This window comes from Frankia sp. BMG5.60 (assembly GCF_059428125.1).
Window position 1 is genome coordinate 4,191,052 of the sequence record NZ_CM182091.1, and the last position, 15,991, is coordinate 4,207,042.

17 protein-coding genes are annotated in these 15,991 nt (G+C 75.0%); 10 read left to right on the forward strand and 7 right to left on the reverse strand.

Annotation, left to right across the window (positions count from 1 at the left end; all coding sequences use genetic code 11):
• The first annotated feature begins 76 nt into the window (after window positions 1–76).
• Window positions 77–1,312 (forward strand): saccharopine dehydrogenase NADP-binding domain-containing protein, encoded by a 1,236-nt coding sequence (locus AC5R91_RS17050; RefSeq protein WP_495392346.1) that lies wholly within the window; start codon window positions 77–79, stop codon window positions 1,310–1,312.
• Window positions 1,313–1,373: 61 nt separating this feature from the next.
• On the opposite strand, the gene AC5R91_RS17055 is transcribed toward AC5R91_RS17050, so the two are convergent.
• Window positions 1,374–2,873: a type I glutamate--ammonia ligase gene (locus AC5R91_RS17055; protein ID WP_495392347.1), complete on the reverse strand. Its 1,500-nt coding sequence runs from the start codon at window positions 2,871–2,873 to the stop codon at window positions 1,374–1,376.
• Window positions 2,874–3,305: 432 nt separating this feature from the next.
• On the opposite strand from AC5R91_RS17055, the gene AC5R91_RS17060 reads away from it, so the two are divergent.
• Together AC5R91_RS17060 and AC5R91_RS17065 are read left to right on the forward strand one after the other, a co-directional pair.
• Window positions 3,306–4,493 (forward strand): amidohydrolase family protein, encoded by a 1,188-nt coding sequence (locus AC5R91_RS17060; RefSeq protein ID WP_495392348.1) that lies wholly within the window; start codon window positions 3,306–3,308, stop codon window positions 4,491–4,493.
• A 127-nt stretch (window positions 4,494–4,620) separates the two neighbouring features.
• A complete protein-coding gene (locus AC5R91_RS17065; protein ID WP_495392349.1) occupies window positions 4,621–5,232 on the forward strand; it encodes a DinB family protein in 612 nt (203 codons plus the stop codon).
• A gap of 75 nt (window positions 5,233–5,307) precedes the next feature.
• On the opposite strand, the gene AC5R91_RS17070 is transcribed toward AC5R91_RS17065, so the two are convergent.
• On the reverse strand, window positions 5,308–5,757 hold the full coding sequence (locus AC5R91_RS17070) for a VOC family protein (RefSeq protein WP_495392350.1): 450 nt from the start codon (window positions 5,755–5,757) through the stop codon (window positions 5,308–5,310).
• A 97-nt stretch (window positions 5,758–5,854) separates the two neighbouring features.
• On the opposite strand from AC5R91_RS17070, the gene AC5R91_RS17075 reads away from it, so the two are divergent.
• Entirely contained in the window at window positions 5,855–6,979 is a 1,125-nt protein-coding gene (locus AC5R91_RS17075) for a helix-turn-helix transcriptional regulator (RefSeq protein ID WP_495392351.1), read from the forward strand.
• Here the strand turns inward: AC5R91_RS17075 and AC5R91_RS17080 are convergent.
• Window positions 6,948–8,543, reverse strand: coding sequence for a sensor histidine kinase (locus AC5R91_RS17080; protein WP_495392352.1), 1,596 nt, complete (start codon window positions 8,541–8,543; stop codon window positions 6,948–6,950). The two genes, AC5R91_RS17075 and AC5R91_RS17080, sit on opposite strands and share 32 nt — an antisense overlap.
• The gene (locus AC5R91_RS17085; protein ID WP_495392353.1) at window positions 8,540–9,259 is read right to left on the reverse strand and encodes a response regulator transcription factor; all 720 of its coding nucleotides are present in this window, start codon (window positions 9,257–9,259) and stop codon (window positions 8,540–8,542) included. The genes AC5R91_RS17080 and AC5R91_RS17085 overlap by 4 nt, the downstream gene beginning before the upstream one ends.
• 276 nt (window positions 9,260–9,535) lie before the next feature.
• Here AC5R91_RS17085 and AC5R91_RS17090 point away from each other — a divergent pair, with 276 nt between their 5' ends.
• Both AC5R91_RS17090 and AC5R91_RS17095 read left to right on the forward strand, forming a co-directional pair.
• A complete protein-coding gene (locus AC5R91_RS17090) occupies window positions 9,536–10,474 on the forward strand; it encodes an acyl-ACP desaturase (RefSeq protein WP_495392354.1) in 939 nt (312 codons plus the stop codon).
• Window positions 10,475–10,895: 421 nt separating this feature from the next.
• Entirely contained in the window at window positions 10,896–11,132 is a 237-nt protein-coding gene (locus AC5R91_RS17095) for a hypothetical protein (RefSeq protein WP_495392355.1), read from the forward strand.
• A gap of 20 nt (window positions 11,133–11,152) precedes the next feature.
• On the opposite strand, the gene AC5R91_RS17100 is transcribed toward AC5R91_RS17095, so the two are convergent.
• Both AC5R91_RS17100 and AC5R91_RS17105 read right to left on the reverse strand, forming a co-directional pair.
• Window positions 11,153–11,797: a dTMP kinase gene (locus AC5R91_RS17100; RefSeq protein WP_495392356.1), complete on the reverse strand. Its 645-nt coding sequence runs from the start codon at window positions 11,795–11,797 to the stop codon at window positions 11,153–11,155.
• On the reverse strand, window positions 11,794–12,237 hold the full coding sequence (locus AC5R91_RS17105) for a hypothetical protein (protein WP_495392357.1): 444 nt from the start codon (window positions 12,235–12,237) through the stop codon (window positions 11,794–11,796). The genes AC5R91_RS17100 and AC5R91_RS17105 overlap by 4 nt, the downstream gene beginning before the upstream one ends.
• A gap of 180 nt (window positions 12,238–12,417) precedes the next feature.
• Between AC5R91_RS17105 and AC5R91_RS17110 the strand changes: the two genes are divergently transcribed.
• The 4 genes from AC5R91_RS17110 (at window position 12,418) to AC5R91_RS17125 (ending at window position 15,479) form a co-directional block, all read left to right on the forward strand.
• Entirely contained in the window at window positions 12,418–12,618 is a 201-nt protein-coding gene (locus AC5R91_RS17110) for a hypothetical protein (protein WP_495392358.1), read from the forward strand.
• A 143-nt stretch (window positions 12,619–12,761) separates the two neighbouring features.
• Window positions 12,762–13,844, forward strand: coding sequence for a CD225/dispanin family protein (locus AC5R91_RS17115; protein ID WP_495392359.1), 1,083 nt, complete (start codon window positions 12,762–12,764; stop codon window positions 13,842–13,844).
• Window positions 13,845–13,984: 140 nt separating this feature from the next.
• The gene (locus tag AC5R91_RS17120; RefSeq protein ID WP_495397992.1) at window positions 13,985–14,644 is read left to right on the forward strand and encodes a molybdopterin-dependent oxidoreductase; all 660 of its coding nucleotides are present in this window, start codon (window positions 13,985–13,987) and stop codon (window positions 14,642–14,644) included.
• Complete coding sequence (locus AC5R91_RS17125) at window positions 14,631–15,479, forward strand: cytochrome b/b6 domain-containing protein (RefSeq protein ID WP_495392360.1); 849 nt, start codon at window positions 14,631–14,633, stop codon at window positions 15,477–15,479. Before AC5R91_RS17120 ends, AC5R91_RS17125 begins: the two co-directional genes overlap by 14 nt.
• Here AC5R91_RS17125 and AC5R91_RS17130 read toward each other — a convergent pair.
• Window positions 15,448–15,990: a CD225/dispanin family protein gene (locus tag AC5R91_RS17130; protein WP_495392361.1), complete on the reverse strand. Its 543-nt coding sequence runs from the start codon at window positions 15,988–15,990 to the stop codon at window positions 15,448–15,450. The two genes, AC5R91_RS17125 and AC5R91_RS17130, sit on opposite strands and share 32 nt — an antisense overlap.
• Window position 15,991: the final 1 nt, after the last annotated feature.

The following is a 15,991-nucleotide window of genomic DNA, read 5'->3' on the forward strand; positions in this document are numbered from 1 at the left end:
CGCTCCCACGCGCCAAAGCAACGTGTCGGGGGTCACGATCGACTGTTCGGACTAACGTCACCACAAGGACGGCGCTATGGAGAACCAAGGCGCGGCGGCGGCCGCGGCGGGTGGTGCCCCCACCCGGCCGGAGAACTTCATGCAATCGCCGGACTCCGCGCCCCCGCCCGGCCGCGCGGGGAGTCCGCCGGGGACCATCGTGGTGTTCGGGGCGACCGGCTACACGGGCCGGCTGGTCACCGCCGAGCTCGTCGCGGCCGGGCACCGGCCGGTGCTGGCCGGCCGCGCCGGCCAGCGGGTCGCCGCGCTCGCCGCAGCCCACGACGGGCTGCCGACCGCCGTCGCCGACGCCGGGGACGGTGCGGCGCTGCGCCGGCTGCTGCACGCGGGCGACGTGCTCGTCTCCACGGTCGGCCCGTTCGACCAGCTCGGCCGCCCGGCGGTGGCGGCCGCCGCCGCGGCGGGGGCCCACTACGTCGACTGCTCCGGCGAGGGGGCGTTCCTGCGCCACGTCTTCGCCGACGTCGGGCGGCGGGCGGCGGCGGCCGGGGGCGCGCTGCTCCCCGGCGCCGGCTTCGAGTTCGTGCCGGGCAACCTGGCCGGCGCGCTGGCCCTGCACACGGCCGGCGGCGCGGCCCGTCGGCTCGACGTCGGCTACCTCGTCACCGGCCGGTCGGGGATGAGCAGCGGAACGCGGGCGACGCTGCTGGCCGCGCTCGGCGACGGCGTCCTCGCCCTGCGCGGCGGCCGGCTCGTGCAGCGTCCCCTCGCCCGGGAGGTGCGCGCGTTCTCGACCCCCGACGACCGGGCCGGGCGCGCCGGCCGGGCGGCACGGCGCGCCCGGCGCGCCGCGCTGTGGTCCGGTGGGGAGGCGATCACGCTGCCCCGCCTGGCACCGTCGCTGACCGACGTCTCGACCTACTTCGGGGGCGGTAGCGGCGCCCGAGCCGCGCAGGCGCTGTCGTTCCCGCTGGCCGGCCTGCGGCGCCTGCCGCCGACGCGGGCGGCGCTCGGCGCGCTGGCCCGCGCCGCCCGGTCGACCAGCGGGCGAGGCCCGGACGCCACGAGCCGGGCACAGGCCGAGGTTCGGGTGATCGCCTGCGCCCGCGACGGCGCCGGCCGGGAGCTCGCCACCGTCGCGCTGGCCGGCCACGACCCGTACACGTTCACCGGGCGGATCATGGCCTGGATGGCGGGGCACCTCGCCGCGGGCACGGTCCGTCACGTCGGCGCGCTCGGCCCGGTCGAGGCGTTCGGCGTGGACGACCTGGAGCGGGCCGTCCAGGCGGCCGGGCTGCACCGCGTCACCTGAGCGCCGGCCGACCCCGCAGCGGCGGCGGCGACGGCGACGACGGAGGGATCAGGCGGGGGGATCAGTAGCGCCAGCGGGTGGCGGCCACGACGGTGGCCGCGTCGACGTCGGCGAACCGGGCGACCTCCGCGCGCCGGACGGTGGCGATGGTGTCGTGCAGCGCCGGACCGCAGGCGCGGCGCAGCACGTCGTCGGCCGCGAAGGCGGCGACGGCCAGGCCGAGGTGGGTCGGCAGCCGGGCGATGCCGCGCCGGGCCCGCTCGGCGGGGTCGAGCGAGGCCGGGTCGACGTCGACGGGCGGGGGGAGCCGCGCCTCGCCGTCCAGCCCGGCGTGCCCGGCGGCGAGCAGCCCGGCCGCGACGAGGTAGGGGTTGGCGGCGAGATCGAAGCACTTGATCTCCAGGTTCGCCGCCCGGCCCGCGGCCGCCGGCGGGCCGGGGATCATCCGCAGCGCAGCCTCCCGGTTCTCCAGTCCCCAGCAGGCGTAGGCACTCGCCCACTGGGACGGCACCAGCCGCAGGTAGGAGGCCACGCTCGGCGCGCCGAGCGCCAGCAACGCGGGCAGCCGGGCGAGGATCCCGGCGGTGAACGCCTCGCCGGTCGCGGTCAGGCCGCCCGGGCCGTCCCCGCCCCCCATCAGGTTGACCCGACCACCGCTGTTCCACCCGGCGCCCGCGCCCCCGCCGCTACCGCCGCCATCGCCGCCATCGCCGCCATCGCCACCGCCATCGCCCCACAGGCTCAGATGGACGTGCCCGCCGTTGCCGACGCCGTCGGCGAGGACCTTCGGCGCGAACGAGGCGCGCAGACCGTGACGCCCGCTGACCGCGCGCACAGTCTCCTTCACCAGCACGCAGGTATCGGCGGCGGCGAGCGGGTCCTGCGCGGCGACCGAGACCTCGAACTGGCCGGCCGCGTATTCGGGATGGATCTGCTCGACGACGAGCCCCTCCTCGGTCAGCGCCGCGACCACGTCGCGGAGGTAGTCGCCGAGCTCGGCGACCCGGGTCATCCCGTAGGCGGGGCCGCCGGCGGCGGGGGTGAACCCGTCGGCACCGGCCGGCGCGACGGCCCATTCGATCTCGAAGGCCATCGCGACCCGTAGCCCGCGTGCGGCCAGGCGCGCCGCCTCGACCCGGACGAGCTCCCGGGCGTCCTGGGGATGGGGCGCGCCGCTCTGCTCGCGGCGGTCCACCGGCGCCCACGCCCACCCGGGTTGGGCGGCGAGCGCGGTCAGCCGGTCCAGGTCCGGATGCAGCCGCAGGTCGCCGACCGGGCCGCCGGCGACGCGGCCGGCGATGATCTCGTCGTCGGCGCCGAACGCGTCGAACACCGGGGACGCGCCGACGCCCCACACCACCGCCGCGTCCAGCCGGCCGACCGGCACGCCCTTCATCCGAGTGATGCCGCTGTTGTCGACGAAGGTGCAGGCGACGCAGACGACGCCGCGGACCTCCAGGTTCGTCGCCGCATGCCGGGCCGCCGCGGCAAGCCGGTCGCGCTCGTGGCCGCCGGTGACGCCGATCCGCGGCGCGGCCCGGTCCCACCCAGGGTCGTTCATGATCGGCCCTCCCGCGGATGCCGCGTGCGGCATGGATATCGCTGTCCCACGGATGTCGCCTTCCCCACGGATCCCACCCCGGGTGGGTCTCGCCTGGCACCATGCTCGCGCGCCGGCGGGCCCGATGTCGGGTGAGACACCGGACGAGACCCCTCCCACACCAGTCAGAATGTCACGGACGGTAAGATCGAATCGCGATCTCGCCGGGATGCCCACCGTGCATCCGTCGGCCGCTCGAGGAGTTGTCCACAGCTTTCGCCCCGGCAAGAAGATCTGAAAACACGCCAACATCACCGATGTTCGGCTCGACTGTCCCCAGGAGGCCCGAAGTAATCCACAAGTTATCCACAGGCGCTGTGCACAGAGCATGGTTACGCAAGGTGATTACCGTGGCCAGGCATGACCGCGCCGCCCCGCGGGGACCAGTCAGGGATGGGGCGCTCCGGAGGCGTCGGCGGACCCGACCTCGTCGATCACAGACTCGCCGACCTCGAGCTCGTCGACCTCGAGCTCGTCGACCATCACTGCCACGGCCTCGTCCGGCGTGACCTTACCCGCCCGGAGTTCGAGAGCATGCTCACCGAGGCCGATCGGCCCGGTCCACTCGGAACGACTCTGTTCGACAGCCAGATCGGCCTCGCCCTACGGCGCTGGTGCGCCCCGGCGCTCGACCTTCCGCCGCACGCCGAGCCCGAGACCTACCTGGAGCGGCGGGCCGAGCTCGGCCACACCGAGGTGCACCGGCGGCTGCTCGGCGCGTCCGGAATCAGCACCTTCTGCGTCGACACCGGCTTCCAGCCCGAGCCGCTGACCTGCGCCGAGGACCTCGCCGCGTTCGCCGGCGGACGGGGTCTCGACGTCGTGCGCCTCGAACGGATCGCGGAACGGGCCGCCGTCGACGTGCTCACCGGGCAGATCGGGGTCGCCCACCTCGCCGACACGGTGCGCGCCCGGCTGGCGGAGCGCACCCCGTCGACGGTCGCGGTGAAGTCAGTCGCCGCCTACCGTGCCGGACTGGCCCTGCCGGCGCGGCGACCCACCGATCGGGAGGTCGCCGCCGCCACCCGCACCTGGATCAACGAGATCCGGGGTGGCGCCGCGATCCGGCTGCACGACCCCGTCCTGCATTCGTTCCTGATCTGGTGCGGGGTCGAGGCGCGGCTGCCGGTGCAGATCCACGTCGGTTACGGTGACGCCGATCTGGACCTCGCCCGCGGCAACCCGCTGCTGCTCACCGGCCTGCTGCGGGCGATCGCGCCGACCGAGGTCGCCGTCCTGCTGCTGCACTGCTACCCGTTCCACCGCGAGGCCGCCTACCTCGCCCAGGTGTTCGCCAACGTCCACCTCGACCTGGGGCTCGCGATCAACAACACGGGTCGCGGCTCCATCGGCCTGATCGCGCAGGCCCTCGAACTCGCCCCGTTCGGCAAGTTCCTGTTCTCCACCGACGCCTACGCCCTCGGCGAGCTGTTCCTGCTCGGCGCGACGCTGTTCCGCCGCGGCCTGGCCGCCTTCCTCACCGACGGCATCGACGACGACGCCTGGACCGCCGCCGACGCCGCCCGGATCGCCCGGCTCGTCTGCTTCGACAACGCCCGCCGGGTCTACGCCCTGCCCTAGCCGCGGGCCGGTGCTGACGCCGACAGCCGACCACCGCTGGCATCCGACCCGGCGATTGAGGTCGGATCCTGACCGCAATAGCCCCTAACGTCGACGTCATCGGACCGACGACGAAAGGCGGCAGACGATGACCACCACGAGCACCGACGCGACCACGGCCACCGAAACGACCACCGCCACCGAAACGACCACCGCCACCTCGAGCGGTGGGCAGGGGGCGGACACGGCCCCGCCCGCGCTCACCGGCGAGCGCGCCGACCTGCTGGCGAACCTGGCCCGGCGCCGCTCCTTCCTCCGGTTCACCGTGCAGAACCTCGACGACGAGCAGGCCTCGCGGCGCACCACGGTCAGCGAGCTGACCCTCGCCGGCCTGGTCAAGCATGTTGCCACCATGGAACACCGGTGGCTGGACTTCGTCCTCGTCGGCGCCGCGGCGTTCGACGGCGACATGACGGCCCGCGAGGAGGAGTTCCGCGACGGCTTCCGGCTGCTGCCCGGGGAGACGCTGGCCGGCATGCTCGACCGCTTCGACGAGGTCGCCCGCCGCACCGAGCGGATCGTCGCCGAGGTCGCGGACCTCGACGACGCCCACCCGCTGCCCGCGGCGCCCTGGTTCGAGCCCGGCGCGAGCTGGTCGGTGCGGCAGGTCCTGCTGCACCTCATCGCCGAGACCGCCCACCACTGCGGGCACGCCGACATCCTGCGCGAGTCACTCGACGGCGCCCGCACCATGGGCTGACTCGCCGTATCCCGCGCTGTGGGCCGGCCCTCCGTCAGCCGGCGGCGCGGCGGCGGCATCAGACCGGGCTCGACGTCAGCCTGCCTCGGCGGGAGCCGGCGGGCACAGGCAGAAGGGGTGCCCGGCGGGGTCGAGCAGTACCCGCCAGCGCTCGCCGCCGGGCTGGAACTCCGCCTGGGTGGCGCCGAGTTCCTCGGCGCGGCCGACAGCGGCGGGCAGGTCCGCGACCCGGAAGTCGAGGTGGAACTGCTGCGGCGCCTCCTGATCTGGCCAACGCGGCGGGCGGTAGTCCGCCACCTGCTGGAACCCGATCATGATCTCGGTGCCCGGCGGGCTCAGGTAGGCCCAGGCGCCCGCGTCGTCCGCGCCGCCGACGCCCCAGCCGGTCAGTTCTCCGTAGAAGGTCGCGAGCTCCTTGGCGTCCGGACAGTCGAGCATCAACCCTGCCCACGCCGCCGGCGCGACGCTCGCCGAGGCCGCTGCGTCCTCGGCCACGGTGCCGCCGGCCGTCTCCGTTCCCGTCATGATCGTCTCCCATCGGGCCTGGTGTGTTGCCTGCTCTACCCATCCTGGGCCGGATACCTGACTTCCTCTGTCAGGATTGGCGGGCGAGAATGCGGGGGTGCGTGCCAGCCGGCTGCTGTCCGTCCTGATGCTGTTGCAGACGCGCGGCAAGCTGACGGCGCGCCAGCTCGCCGACGAGCTGGAGGTGTCCGTCCGGACCGTCCACCGGGATCTGGACTCCCTCGCGCAGGCCGGCATCCCGGTGCTGGCCGAACGCGGCGTCACCGGCGGCTACCGGCTGCTCGCCGGCTACCGGACCCGGCTGACGGGACTGACCGCGGACGAGGCCGACTCGCTCTTCCTCGCCGGGATGCCGGGGGCCGCCGCCGAGCTGGGCCTCGGCGCGATGCTCGCGGCGGCCGAGCTGAAGCTGCTGGCGGCGCTCCCGGAGCCGCTGCGCGAGCGGGCCGGCCGGGTGCGCGAGCGTTTCCACCTCGACGCGCCCGGCTGGTTCCGGGCGACCGAGGACACGCCACTGCTCGCCGAGGTCGCCGACGCGGTCTGGGCGCAGCGCCGCCTGCGGGTCACCTACCGGCGCTGGCGGGCCCCCCGGGAGGTCGACCGCGTCCTCGACCCGCTCGGCGTCGTCCTCAAGAGCGGCGTCTGGTACCTGGTCGCGGCCGTCGCCTCGCGCTCCGCACCCGCCTCTCCGGCAGGTTCCGAGGCTCCGGCCGAGCGGGAGAGATCGGCCGAGCGGGAGAGATCGGCCGAGCCGGACAGCCCGGCCGGGCCGCGGGTGTACCGGGTCGGGAAGATCCTTTCGTTGACGCCGACAGGGGAGGGCTTCGACCGGCCGCCCGACTTCGACCTCGCCGCCTACTGGGCCGCCTGGACGGCCCGCTACGAGGCGGAGGTCTACCGGGCGACGGCGACGGTGCGCCTGTCGCCGGCCGGGTTCGCGATGGCGCCGTACCGGTTGCCACCGGCCGTCAGCCGGAGCATCCGGGACAGCGCCGGGCCGCCGGAGGGGGACGGGTGGGTCCGCGCGCGGCTGCCGATCGAGTCGGTCCGCCACGCGCAGGGCGAGCTGCTGGCGCTCGGCCCCGAGCTGGAGGTGCTCGATCCGCCCGAGCTACGCGCCACCCTGGCTCGCGCGGCGGCCGCCCTCGCCCGCCTCTACGACGTCGCGGCCCCGGTACCACCCGGCGAGGTCAGGCCGACGGCGCCACCCGGAGGCTGCTGACCCGGGGCGGAGGCAGCATCAGGCGGAAGGTGCTGCCGGCGCCGACGGCGCTGGTGACCTCGACCCGGCCGCCGTGGGCCTGCGCCGTCGCCGCGACGATCGACAGGCCCAGCCCGCTGCCGCCCCGGCCCTGGGCCCGGCTGTCCGCGGCCCGGTAGAAACGGTCGAAGACGTGGTCGGCGACCTCGGGCGGCAGGCCCGGCCCGTGGTCGATCACGTCGAGCACGGCGCCGCCGGGCGGCATCGGCCCGCCGGAACCGGGCGGAGGTGCGGGACGGCCCCCCGATCCGCCCGGCCCGGCCGGGTGGGGTGATCCTGCGGACCCGGCGGCCGGTGGGGGCACGTCGCGCAGGCGCACCTCGATGGCCGCGTCGGGCGGGGTGTGGACGCGGGCGTTGGTGAGCAGGTTGCCGACGAGCTGGCGCAGCGCGTCCGGGTCGCCGAGGAGGGGGCAGCTCGCCGGGAGCTCGGCGCGCACCGGGCGGTCGGGGGCGGCGGCGCGCAGGTCGGCGACGGCGTCGCGGACGAGGTCGGCGAGGTCGAGCTCGACCCGCCGCATCGGCCGCTGCTCGTCGAGGTGGGCGAGGTAAAGCAGGTCGTCGACGAGGTCGCCCATCCGCGCCGCCTCCTGCTGGATGCGGCGCAGCGCCTGGTCGGCCTCGTCCGCCGGCACCATCCCGGCGCGCAGCAGGTCGGCGTAGCCGCGGATGGACGTCAGCGGCGTCCGCAGCTCGTGCGAGGCCTCCGCGGCGAACCGGCGCACCTGCTCCTGGGAGGCGACCCGCGCGGCGAACGCGGCCTGGATCTGGCCGAGCATCGCGTTGAGCGCCGCGGCGAGCTGCCCGGTCTCGGAGCTGGGCGGCCCGGCCGGCACTCGCCGGTCGAGGTCGCCGCCGGCGATCGCCGCCGCGGTGCCGACCATCTGCCGCAGCGGGCGCAGGCCGCGGGTGAGCCACAGCCAGGCCAGGGCGGCCACCGCGGCGAGCACGGCCGCCCCGACCGCCAGCTCGATGCGCACCAGCCGGCGCACCGTGTCCGCGACCGGCCGTAGCGGCAGCGCGACGAGCACCCGGGTGCCGCCCGGGAAGGCGCGCTGCACCGCCCGGTAGCGCTCGCGGTCGGAGACGACGGTGAAGGGGGCCGGGCGCCGCGACGAGCCCGGACCGGTCCCGGCAGCGCCGCCCGCGCCGCCCGCGCCGCCCGCATCGCCGGCGCCGGACCGTCCGACGCCGGACCGTCCGACGACGTCCAGCAGCGGGGTGGCCGGCGGCGGGGGGCTCGCGGAGCCGGCCACCCGCAGCACCGTGCCGTTGGGACGGCGGATCTCCACCAGGTAGTCGGTGGGGCCGACGGCCCGCTGCACCCCGGCCCGGTCCAGCATCGACGGGCGGGTCAGCAGGGTCCCGATCTGCAGCCGGCCGAGCACCTCGGCGCGGCCGAGCTGCTGGTCGACGCGGTCGTAGAGGTAGGAACGCAGCGCGAACGCGCTCGCCGTGCCCGCGATGGTCAGGCCGAGGGCGCACAGCGCCACCAGCCCGGCCATCAGCTTCAGTCGCAGGGTCACCGGCCGCTCCCCGCTGCGGGCAGGCGCAGCGCGTAGCCGAAGCCGCGCTGCGTGTGGATGAGCGACGGCCCGTGCCGACCCAGCTTGCGCCGCAGGTAGCTGACGTACTGGTCGACCACGGTCGGCTCGCCCGCGAAGTCGTAGGTCCACACCGCGTCGAGGATCTGCGCCCGTGACAGCACCCGGTTGGGGTTGGTCAGGAAGTACCGCAACAGGGAGAACTCGGTCGGCGACAGCTCGATCGGCTCGCCGGCTCGGCGGACGACGTGGGTGTCCGGGTCGAGTTCGACGTCGGCGAAGCGAAGGGTGGCCGGCGGGTCGGGCGCGGGCTCGGGCCGCGGCGGAGACGTCCGGCGCAGCACGGCCCGCACCCGGGCGACCAGCTCGTCCACCGCGAACGGCTTGGTGACGTAGTCGTCCCCGCCGTAGGTCAGGCCGGCGATCTTGTCTCGGTGGGCGTCCCGGGCGGTGAGGTAGACGACGGGCACGCTCTGGCCGCCGGCCCGCAGGGTCCGGCAGACCTCGAAGCCGTCGAGGTCGGGCAGCATCACGTCGAGGATCATCAGGTCCGGACGGGCCTGGGCCGCGAGCTCCAGCGCGGCCCGCCCGGTCGCCGCGGTCAGGACGTCGAAGCCGTGGAAGCGCAGGGCCATCCGGAGCAGGTCGACGATGTTGGGCTCGTCGTCGACGACCAGCACCCGCGGGGCTACGACCATGTCCGGCTCCCTCGATGTCTCGTGGCAGGGGCCCGGCGACCCGCCGGCCGGCCCGGGTCCGGGTGCGGACCAAGCCTGGTCCGGATGCCGAGTTCATCGGAGCATCGTGAGAGTTTCATGTGAAGGGACCGGAAACGCACGTCGGCCGGGCCGCCCTCGGCCGGTGGTGAAAGTCCTGGTCGCGCAGGCGAACTGGCCGGCCGGAACAGTCTCGCGAGCGGGAATCCACACCCGTGGGACATGGTTGACGGGCGTCCAGTCTGGAACAGTCTCCCAATGAGATCACTCACGGACACCGAGCTGATTCGCGAGCTTGAGCCCGTCGCCGAGGCGAACGTGAACCGCCATCTCGGCATCGCCACCGAGTGGATGCCGCACGAGTACGTCCCCTGGAGCCTGGGCCGGGATTTCGACACCGTTCCCTGGGAGCCCGGCCAGTCATCCCTCTCGAAGGCGGCGCAGATCGCCTTCGAGGTCAATCTGCTCACGGAGGACAACCTCCCGAGCTATCACCGGCTCATCGCGGACGGTTTCGGCCGGGACGGCGCCTGGGGCACCTGGGTGCACCGGTGGACGGCCGAGGAGGGCCGCCACGCGATCGCGATGCGCGACTACCTGATGGTCACCCGGGGGGTCGACCCGGTCGCCCTCGAACGTGACCGCATGTACCAGATGGGTCGCGGCTTCGACCGGCCCGGCATCACGCCGCTGCAGTCGATGGCGTACGTGTCCTTCCAGGAGCTGGCGACCCGGGTCAGCCACCGCAACACGGGTCGCTTCTGCGCGGAGCCGATCGCCGAGAAGCTGCTCGCCCGCGTCGCCGCCGACGAGAACCTGCATATGATCTTCTACCGGAACCTCGTGGCCGCCGCGTTGGAGATCGCTCCGTCCCGGACGGTGGAGGCCATCCGGGACGAGATCCTCAACTTCGAGATGCCCGGCGCCGGCATCCGCGACTTCGGCCGCAAGGCCATCCAGATCGCCCGAGCCGGCATCTACAACCTGCGCATCCACCACGACGACGTGGTGACGCCGGTCCTGCGCCAGTGGCGCTTCTTCGACCTGACGGGACTGGACGCCGCGGGCGAACAGGCCCGCGATGAGGTCGCCACCTTCCTTACCGGCCTCGACGCGGCCGCCGCGCAGCAGCAGGCGAAGTTCGAACAGACCCAGGCCCGGTTGGCGCGGCGCGCGGAGGCGTTGACCTCCGTCTGACCGGGACGTCCGAGCCGGCTTCACCGAGTGTCCGTAGTGCCCCGATCAGGAGGTAGTGTCCCGATCTGGGAGGTACGTGCTACGGTCCGGCCGTCGCCGTCGCCGTCGCCGTCGCCGTCGCCGCCGTCGACGGATGGAGCCCGCGTGAGCGTGCACCGAGGGAGCATCCACCGGATCACCTTCCCGCAGCTCGGGCTGGGGATCGTGGCCATCGCCGCCGTGGCCGTCGCGGTGCTGATCGGGCAGCGCGGCGCCGCCGCGCCGGACGACGCGGTCGGCGCCAGGGAGCCGCTCCCCTCCGCCACCGGTGGCCACCGCCGCGCCCCTTCCCGGCCGGTCTCTCGCGGGCCGCCCCTCCGCCGCCGCTTCGGTCGCGGCCGGCGGAGGCACCACATCGCCGTCGGGCGGGCGCAAGGACCCGGTGTCCCCGCCTCGGCCCGCCACCGTCCGGCACGCGTCGGCGACGAATCCGGTCTCGGTCGGCCCGAGTGCCGGCAGCCCCGCGGGCGCCGGCCGGCCGACCACGACCGCGGCGGCACCGTCCGGGTCGATCCACGCTCCGACACCCGCGCCGCGCGGACGCGGCTCACGCGCCGATTCCGTCGTCGTCGTGCGGGTGCCGCCGATCGTCCTGCCGGACTGCCTCGTCGACTGCTGACTCGCCGACCCGCGACGCGATCAGCGCAGCAGCGCGCCGAGCCATCCCTCGATGATGCCGACAGCGCTGTCCCGGTCGACGATCAACCACGGTGAGACCCAGTTCCGGGCCGCCAGATCCTCGTACATCCGCGCGCACCGGGCCTGCAGGCCGCCGTCGGTCTCGAAGGCGTCCAGCGGCCGGTCCGGGTCGTCGCCGGCCCGCGCCGCCGCGCCCGCCCGCGCCTTGGCGACCGGCACCCGCAACAGCACCTGCAGGTCGGGGGCCGGCAGGGCCAGCGAGCCGAGTTCGAGATCGGCGACCCAGGCGGGGAAGCCGGCCCGCTCGGCCGCCGGCAGCCGCGCCGCGCCGTAGGCGGCGTTCGACGCGATGTACCGGTCGAGGATGACCACGTCGTTGGCGTCGGTCAGGGCGTCGAGCTCGGGCCGCGACGCCGCCCGGTCGAGCGCGAACATCATCGCCGTGGCGCGGGGGGCCGCGGCCAGCGGGGCGAGCCGCGCATCGCCTCCGAGCAGCCCGCGCATGGCCGGGCCGAGGGGCTCGGCGGCGTAGCGCGGGTAGGCGAGGGTCGCCACGCTGCGCCCGGAGTCGGTGAGCCGGGCGACGAGCCTGCCGGTCAGCGTGTTCTTGCCCGCCCCGTCGACGCCTTCGATGGCGATGATCATCCGATCACCGGCTGCCGGCGGAAGTGCTCCACGACCGCGTCGGACCAGCTCAACAGCCGGCCGGCGAGGGTGGCGGGGATGCCCGCCCGAGCCGCCGCCGCCTCGATCCGGGCGTAGCGCAGCTCGGACGGCAGCAGCGCGACCGCGCCCGCCTTGCCCTGGAAGGTCGCCCACAGCCCGGTGAGCGCCCGGCCATCGATCGGCGGAAGGGCCGCGGCGGCGGTGCCGAGCACCGCGCGCGACCACCAGCCATCCCCGCGGATGACCGCCGACGCCGCCGGCTCGCCCCGCACCACGTCCAGGCCGCCGACGACCAGGTTGTTCGCGTTGCGGACCGCGACCAGGGGGTGCCGGTACTCCAGCCGGTCGCCCCGCTCGGCCAGGCAGGCCGCCAGATACCACAGCGACAGCAACGTCGGCGGCGTTCCCGACACGAGCATGCGGCCTCCCCGTCGACGACGTTCACCGGATCCGGTCGCCGCCGCGGGCGCAGTCTACGGCCGGCCCGGCGGCGACCGGATCCGGTCGGGAGCGTAACAAGACGGGCGGGTCGCGGTGGGTACGCCGCGATCGGTACGCCATGTACTCCCACAGACGGATGGCAGTACGCCCGTGGACGGATGGCACGCCGCCGCGGGCTCTGGGGACGCCGAGCAGCAGGCTCGAACCGGGTGTTGCCCGGCCTCGTGTTCGACGCGATCGGCCGGGGCGGCGTCAGCGACACCGGCCACGGGACCGCGCTGCTCGTCGGGACGGCCTACGCGGTCGGGGCCGCCCTGCTGGGCGCGATCACCCTGTCGCACGGAGATGTCACCGCCTGATCACGCATATGCCTCGGGAGCAGACGGCGGGCCAGACAAAAGCCTATGATTACCACCTAACGTGCCCGGCCGACGACGACAGGGGATCGGATGGCGCCTCCGTCACGCCAGCGGTGCTCCGCCGGCGGCGATCGCCCTGCCCGGTGAGCCCGTTCGACCGGCTCCTGCGCGAACTCGACGGGACCGACGCCTACGCCGTCCTCGGCGTGAGCCGCTCCGCCGACCGCGCCGAGATCCGCCGCGCCTACCGGGCCCGGGTCCGCGCCCACCACCCCGACAACCCGGCCAGCCGGCATCCCGGCTCGATCCGCGCGATGCAGCTCATCGTCGCATCGCACGAGCTGCTCGAGAAGTGGCGCGACGACTACGACGCCCGCACCGGCCGCCTCGGCCGCCCGCACCGGGACGCACGCGCCACCCCGCGACCTGCGACCACCCCGCCAACCACATCCACCCCACCAGCCGCATCCACCCCGCCAACCGCATCGACCCCGCCAACCACGGACGTCCGGGCCCGGCGCTCCACCCACCGGGTAGCGGGCGGCGGGGACACCACCGGCCACCACTTCTTCTCCAGCGGCCACCACTACTCGACCGGCTACCCGACGAGCCGGTCTCAGGGGCCGGGCACCCACCCCCACCGCCGGGCGGCCTGGTCGGCGTACCCGCCGGTTCGGCCGGCCGGCGCAGCCGCCGCCCCCGCGGGCTCCGATCTCCGCACCGGTTCCGGCATCGGCACCGACTCCGGCATCGGCACTGACTCCGGCATCGGCACCGACATCCGCACCGGCTTCGACGTCCGCACCGAGAGCAGTACCCGAGGCACGAGCAGTACCCGAGGCGAGAACGGCGTCCATGCCGAGGGCGGGCCCCGGGGCGCGCCGGATCCGCGCCCCGATTCGCGAGATCCTCGAGCCTGGCCGCCGACCCGCACGCGAGCAAGCGGCGGGGATCGGCTGCCGCAGCGGCGGGCGCCCAGCCACCGGGCCGTGCGGGTCCGCAACCACCTCGGGCTGTCCATCGTGGCGACCATCCTGTGCGCGCCGGTCGGGGCGTTCGGGCTGGTGTACTCGCTGCGGACCAGCGACCGGCTCGCCCGGGGCGACGTGGCCGGGGCGCGGCTGGCCTCTCGGCGCTGCCGCGCCTGGTGCCTGGCTGCGACCGCCGCCGGCGTCGTCCTGCTGAGCGTCCTGGCCGCCGTCGGGGGACGCAACGGCCCGGGCTGACGGCGGCCCGGCGGACGGCGGCCCGAACCTTACGGAACGCTGTCGATCTTGGGCGCGGCGGCCGGCCGGACCGGTGGCGGTGTTCACTGGACGGTGTGGCATCCGATGGCTCGCCGGTGGGACGACGGGTCGTCCTCGGCATGATCACCCTTGGTGCCGCGGGGGTCGCGTTCGGGGCGCCGGTGGAGCGCGCCGTCGAGCGGGTGGTCACCCCGATCCGGGAGAAGGACCCGACGGGGCTGTCCGACCTGGTGCCCGTCGGTGGCTTCCGCTACTACACGGTGACCTCCAGCGTCCCCAGGCTCGGCCCGGACGACTACCGGCTTCGCGTGCACGGCCTGGTCGATCGGCCGCTGACGCTGACGCTGGCCGACCTCGGCCGGATGCGGCAGACGACCCTCGTGCGCGATTTCCAGTGCGTGACGGGCTGGCGGGTCGGGGCGGTGCACTGGTCGGGCGTGCTGCTGCGCGACCTGCTCGCGGCGGCCGGCTCACAGCCCGCCGCCACCGCGCTGACCTTCCGGTCCTTCGACGGCCTTTACACCGAGAGCCTCACCCTCGCCCAGGCCACCCGACCGGACGTCCTGGTAGCCCTGACCATGCTCGGCGCACCGGTGACACACGACCACGGCGGACCGGTCCGGCTGTACGTGGCGCCGATGTACGGCTACAAGTCGATCAAATGGCTGGGTGAGATCGAGGTGGTCGACACGGTCACTCCGGGCTACTGGGAGCGCCAGGGGTACGACGTCGACGGCTGGGTCGGCCGGTCGAACGGTCGGGCCGATGAAGCCGTCTGATCCGGCGCCGTCCGCCGACCTGCCCGCGCCCGCCGACCTGCCCGCGCCCGCCGCCTCCCCGGCACCCGCGTCCTTCCCGGCACCCGGATCGGGGCAGATCACGTCCGCGTCGGGCCTGGTCCGCCGGTTCGGCCGGGTGCCCCGGTGGGTGCACTGGTGGACGGCGGCCCTGATGGGCTGCTGCCTGCTCACCGGCGCCACGCTCTACCTGCCGCCGCTGGGCCGCCTGGTCGGTCGCCGCCCGCTCGTCGAGACCGTTCACCTCTATGCCGGGCTCGCCCTGCCGGTGCCCATGTTCGCGGCCGCCGCCTCGGCCGGCTACCGCCGCGACCTGCGGGCGCTCAACCGGTTCACCGCCGCCGACCGCGCCTGGCTGCGTGCCAGCCTGCGGTTCGGCTCCTGGCGGCGGGCCGCCGCCCGCGCCCGGATCGCGGCCGGCGTCGGCAAGTTCAACGCCGGGCAGAAGCTGTTCGCCGCCTTCGTCGCGGGAGGTGCCCTCGTGATGCTGGGCACCGGCGTGATCATGCAGTGGGGGGCCGGGCCGCTGGGCCCGATTCCGGTCGGCTACCGCACCGGCGCCACTTTCGTGCACGATCTGCTGGCCTACGGCCTGTTCTTCGGCGTCGTCGGGCACCTGTGGATGGCGGCCCACGACCCGGTCGCACGGGTCGGGATGCGCACCGGCACGGTGCCCGTCTGGTGGGCCGCCCGGGAGCATCCCGCCTGGTCGCCGGGGGCGGCCGTCCCGCCCCGCGCCGCGCCGGTGGGCGAGACCAGGGACCGGGACGGCGACAGCGGCGAGATCAGTCGTTGCGCGACACGATCGCCACGATGATCACGATGGCGACGACGTAGACCAGCAGAACCACCACGAAGGCGATGAGCGAGATGATGCACCAGCGTCTGGCCCGGCCCGACGCCTCTCGGGCACCCGCGAGATCGCCGGCCTGCAGCCGGGTCTGGGTCTGGGTGGCGTAGACGATCGCCACGATCCCCGTGGGCAGGCAGCACAGCAGCGTCGCGACGAGCGACTGCCACAGGTAGGTCCGGATGGGCCGGTCCGCGGCGGGCGTCGCGACGGCGCCGCCCGGCTCCGGCAGTGGCTGTGGCCAGCCGCCCGGCTGACCGGGCCCGTCCGGCCAGCCGACGGTCCCTGGACCGTCGGCGTAGTGGAGATGGCCCGGGTCGTCGGGGTGGCGGGAGTCGTCGGGGTGGCGGGAGTCGTCGGGGTGGCGGGGATGGCCGGAGTCGCCGGAGTGGCGCGGGTCGCCGGCGGGTTGGTCCCACGGCGAGGACGGGCCGACGCCGGCGGGATCCGGACGTTCACCACCGGGCGGACTGGACACC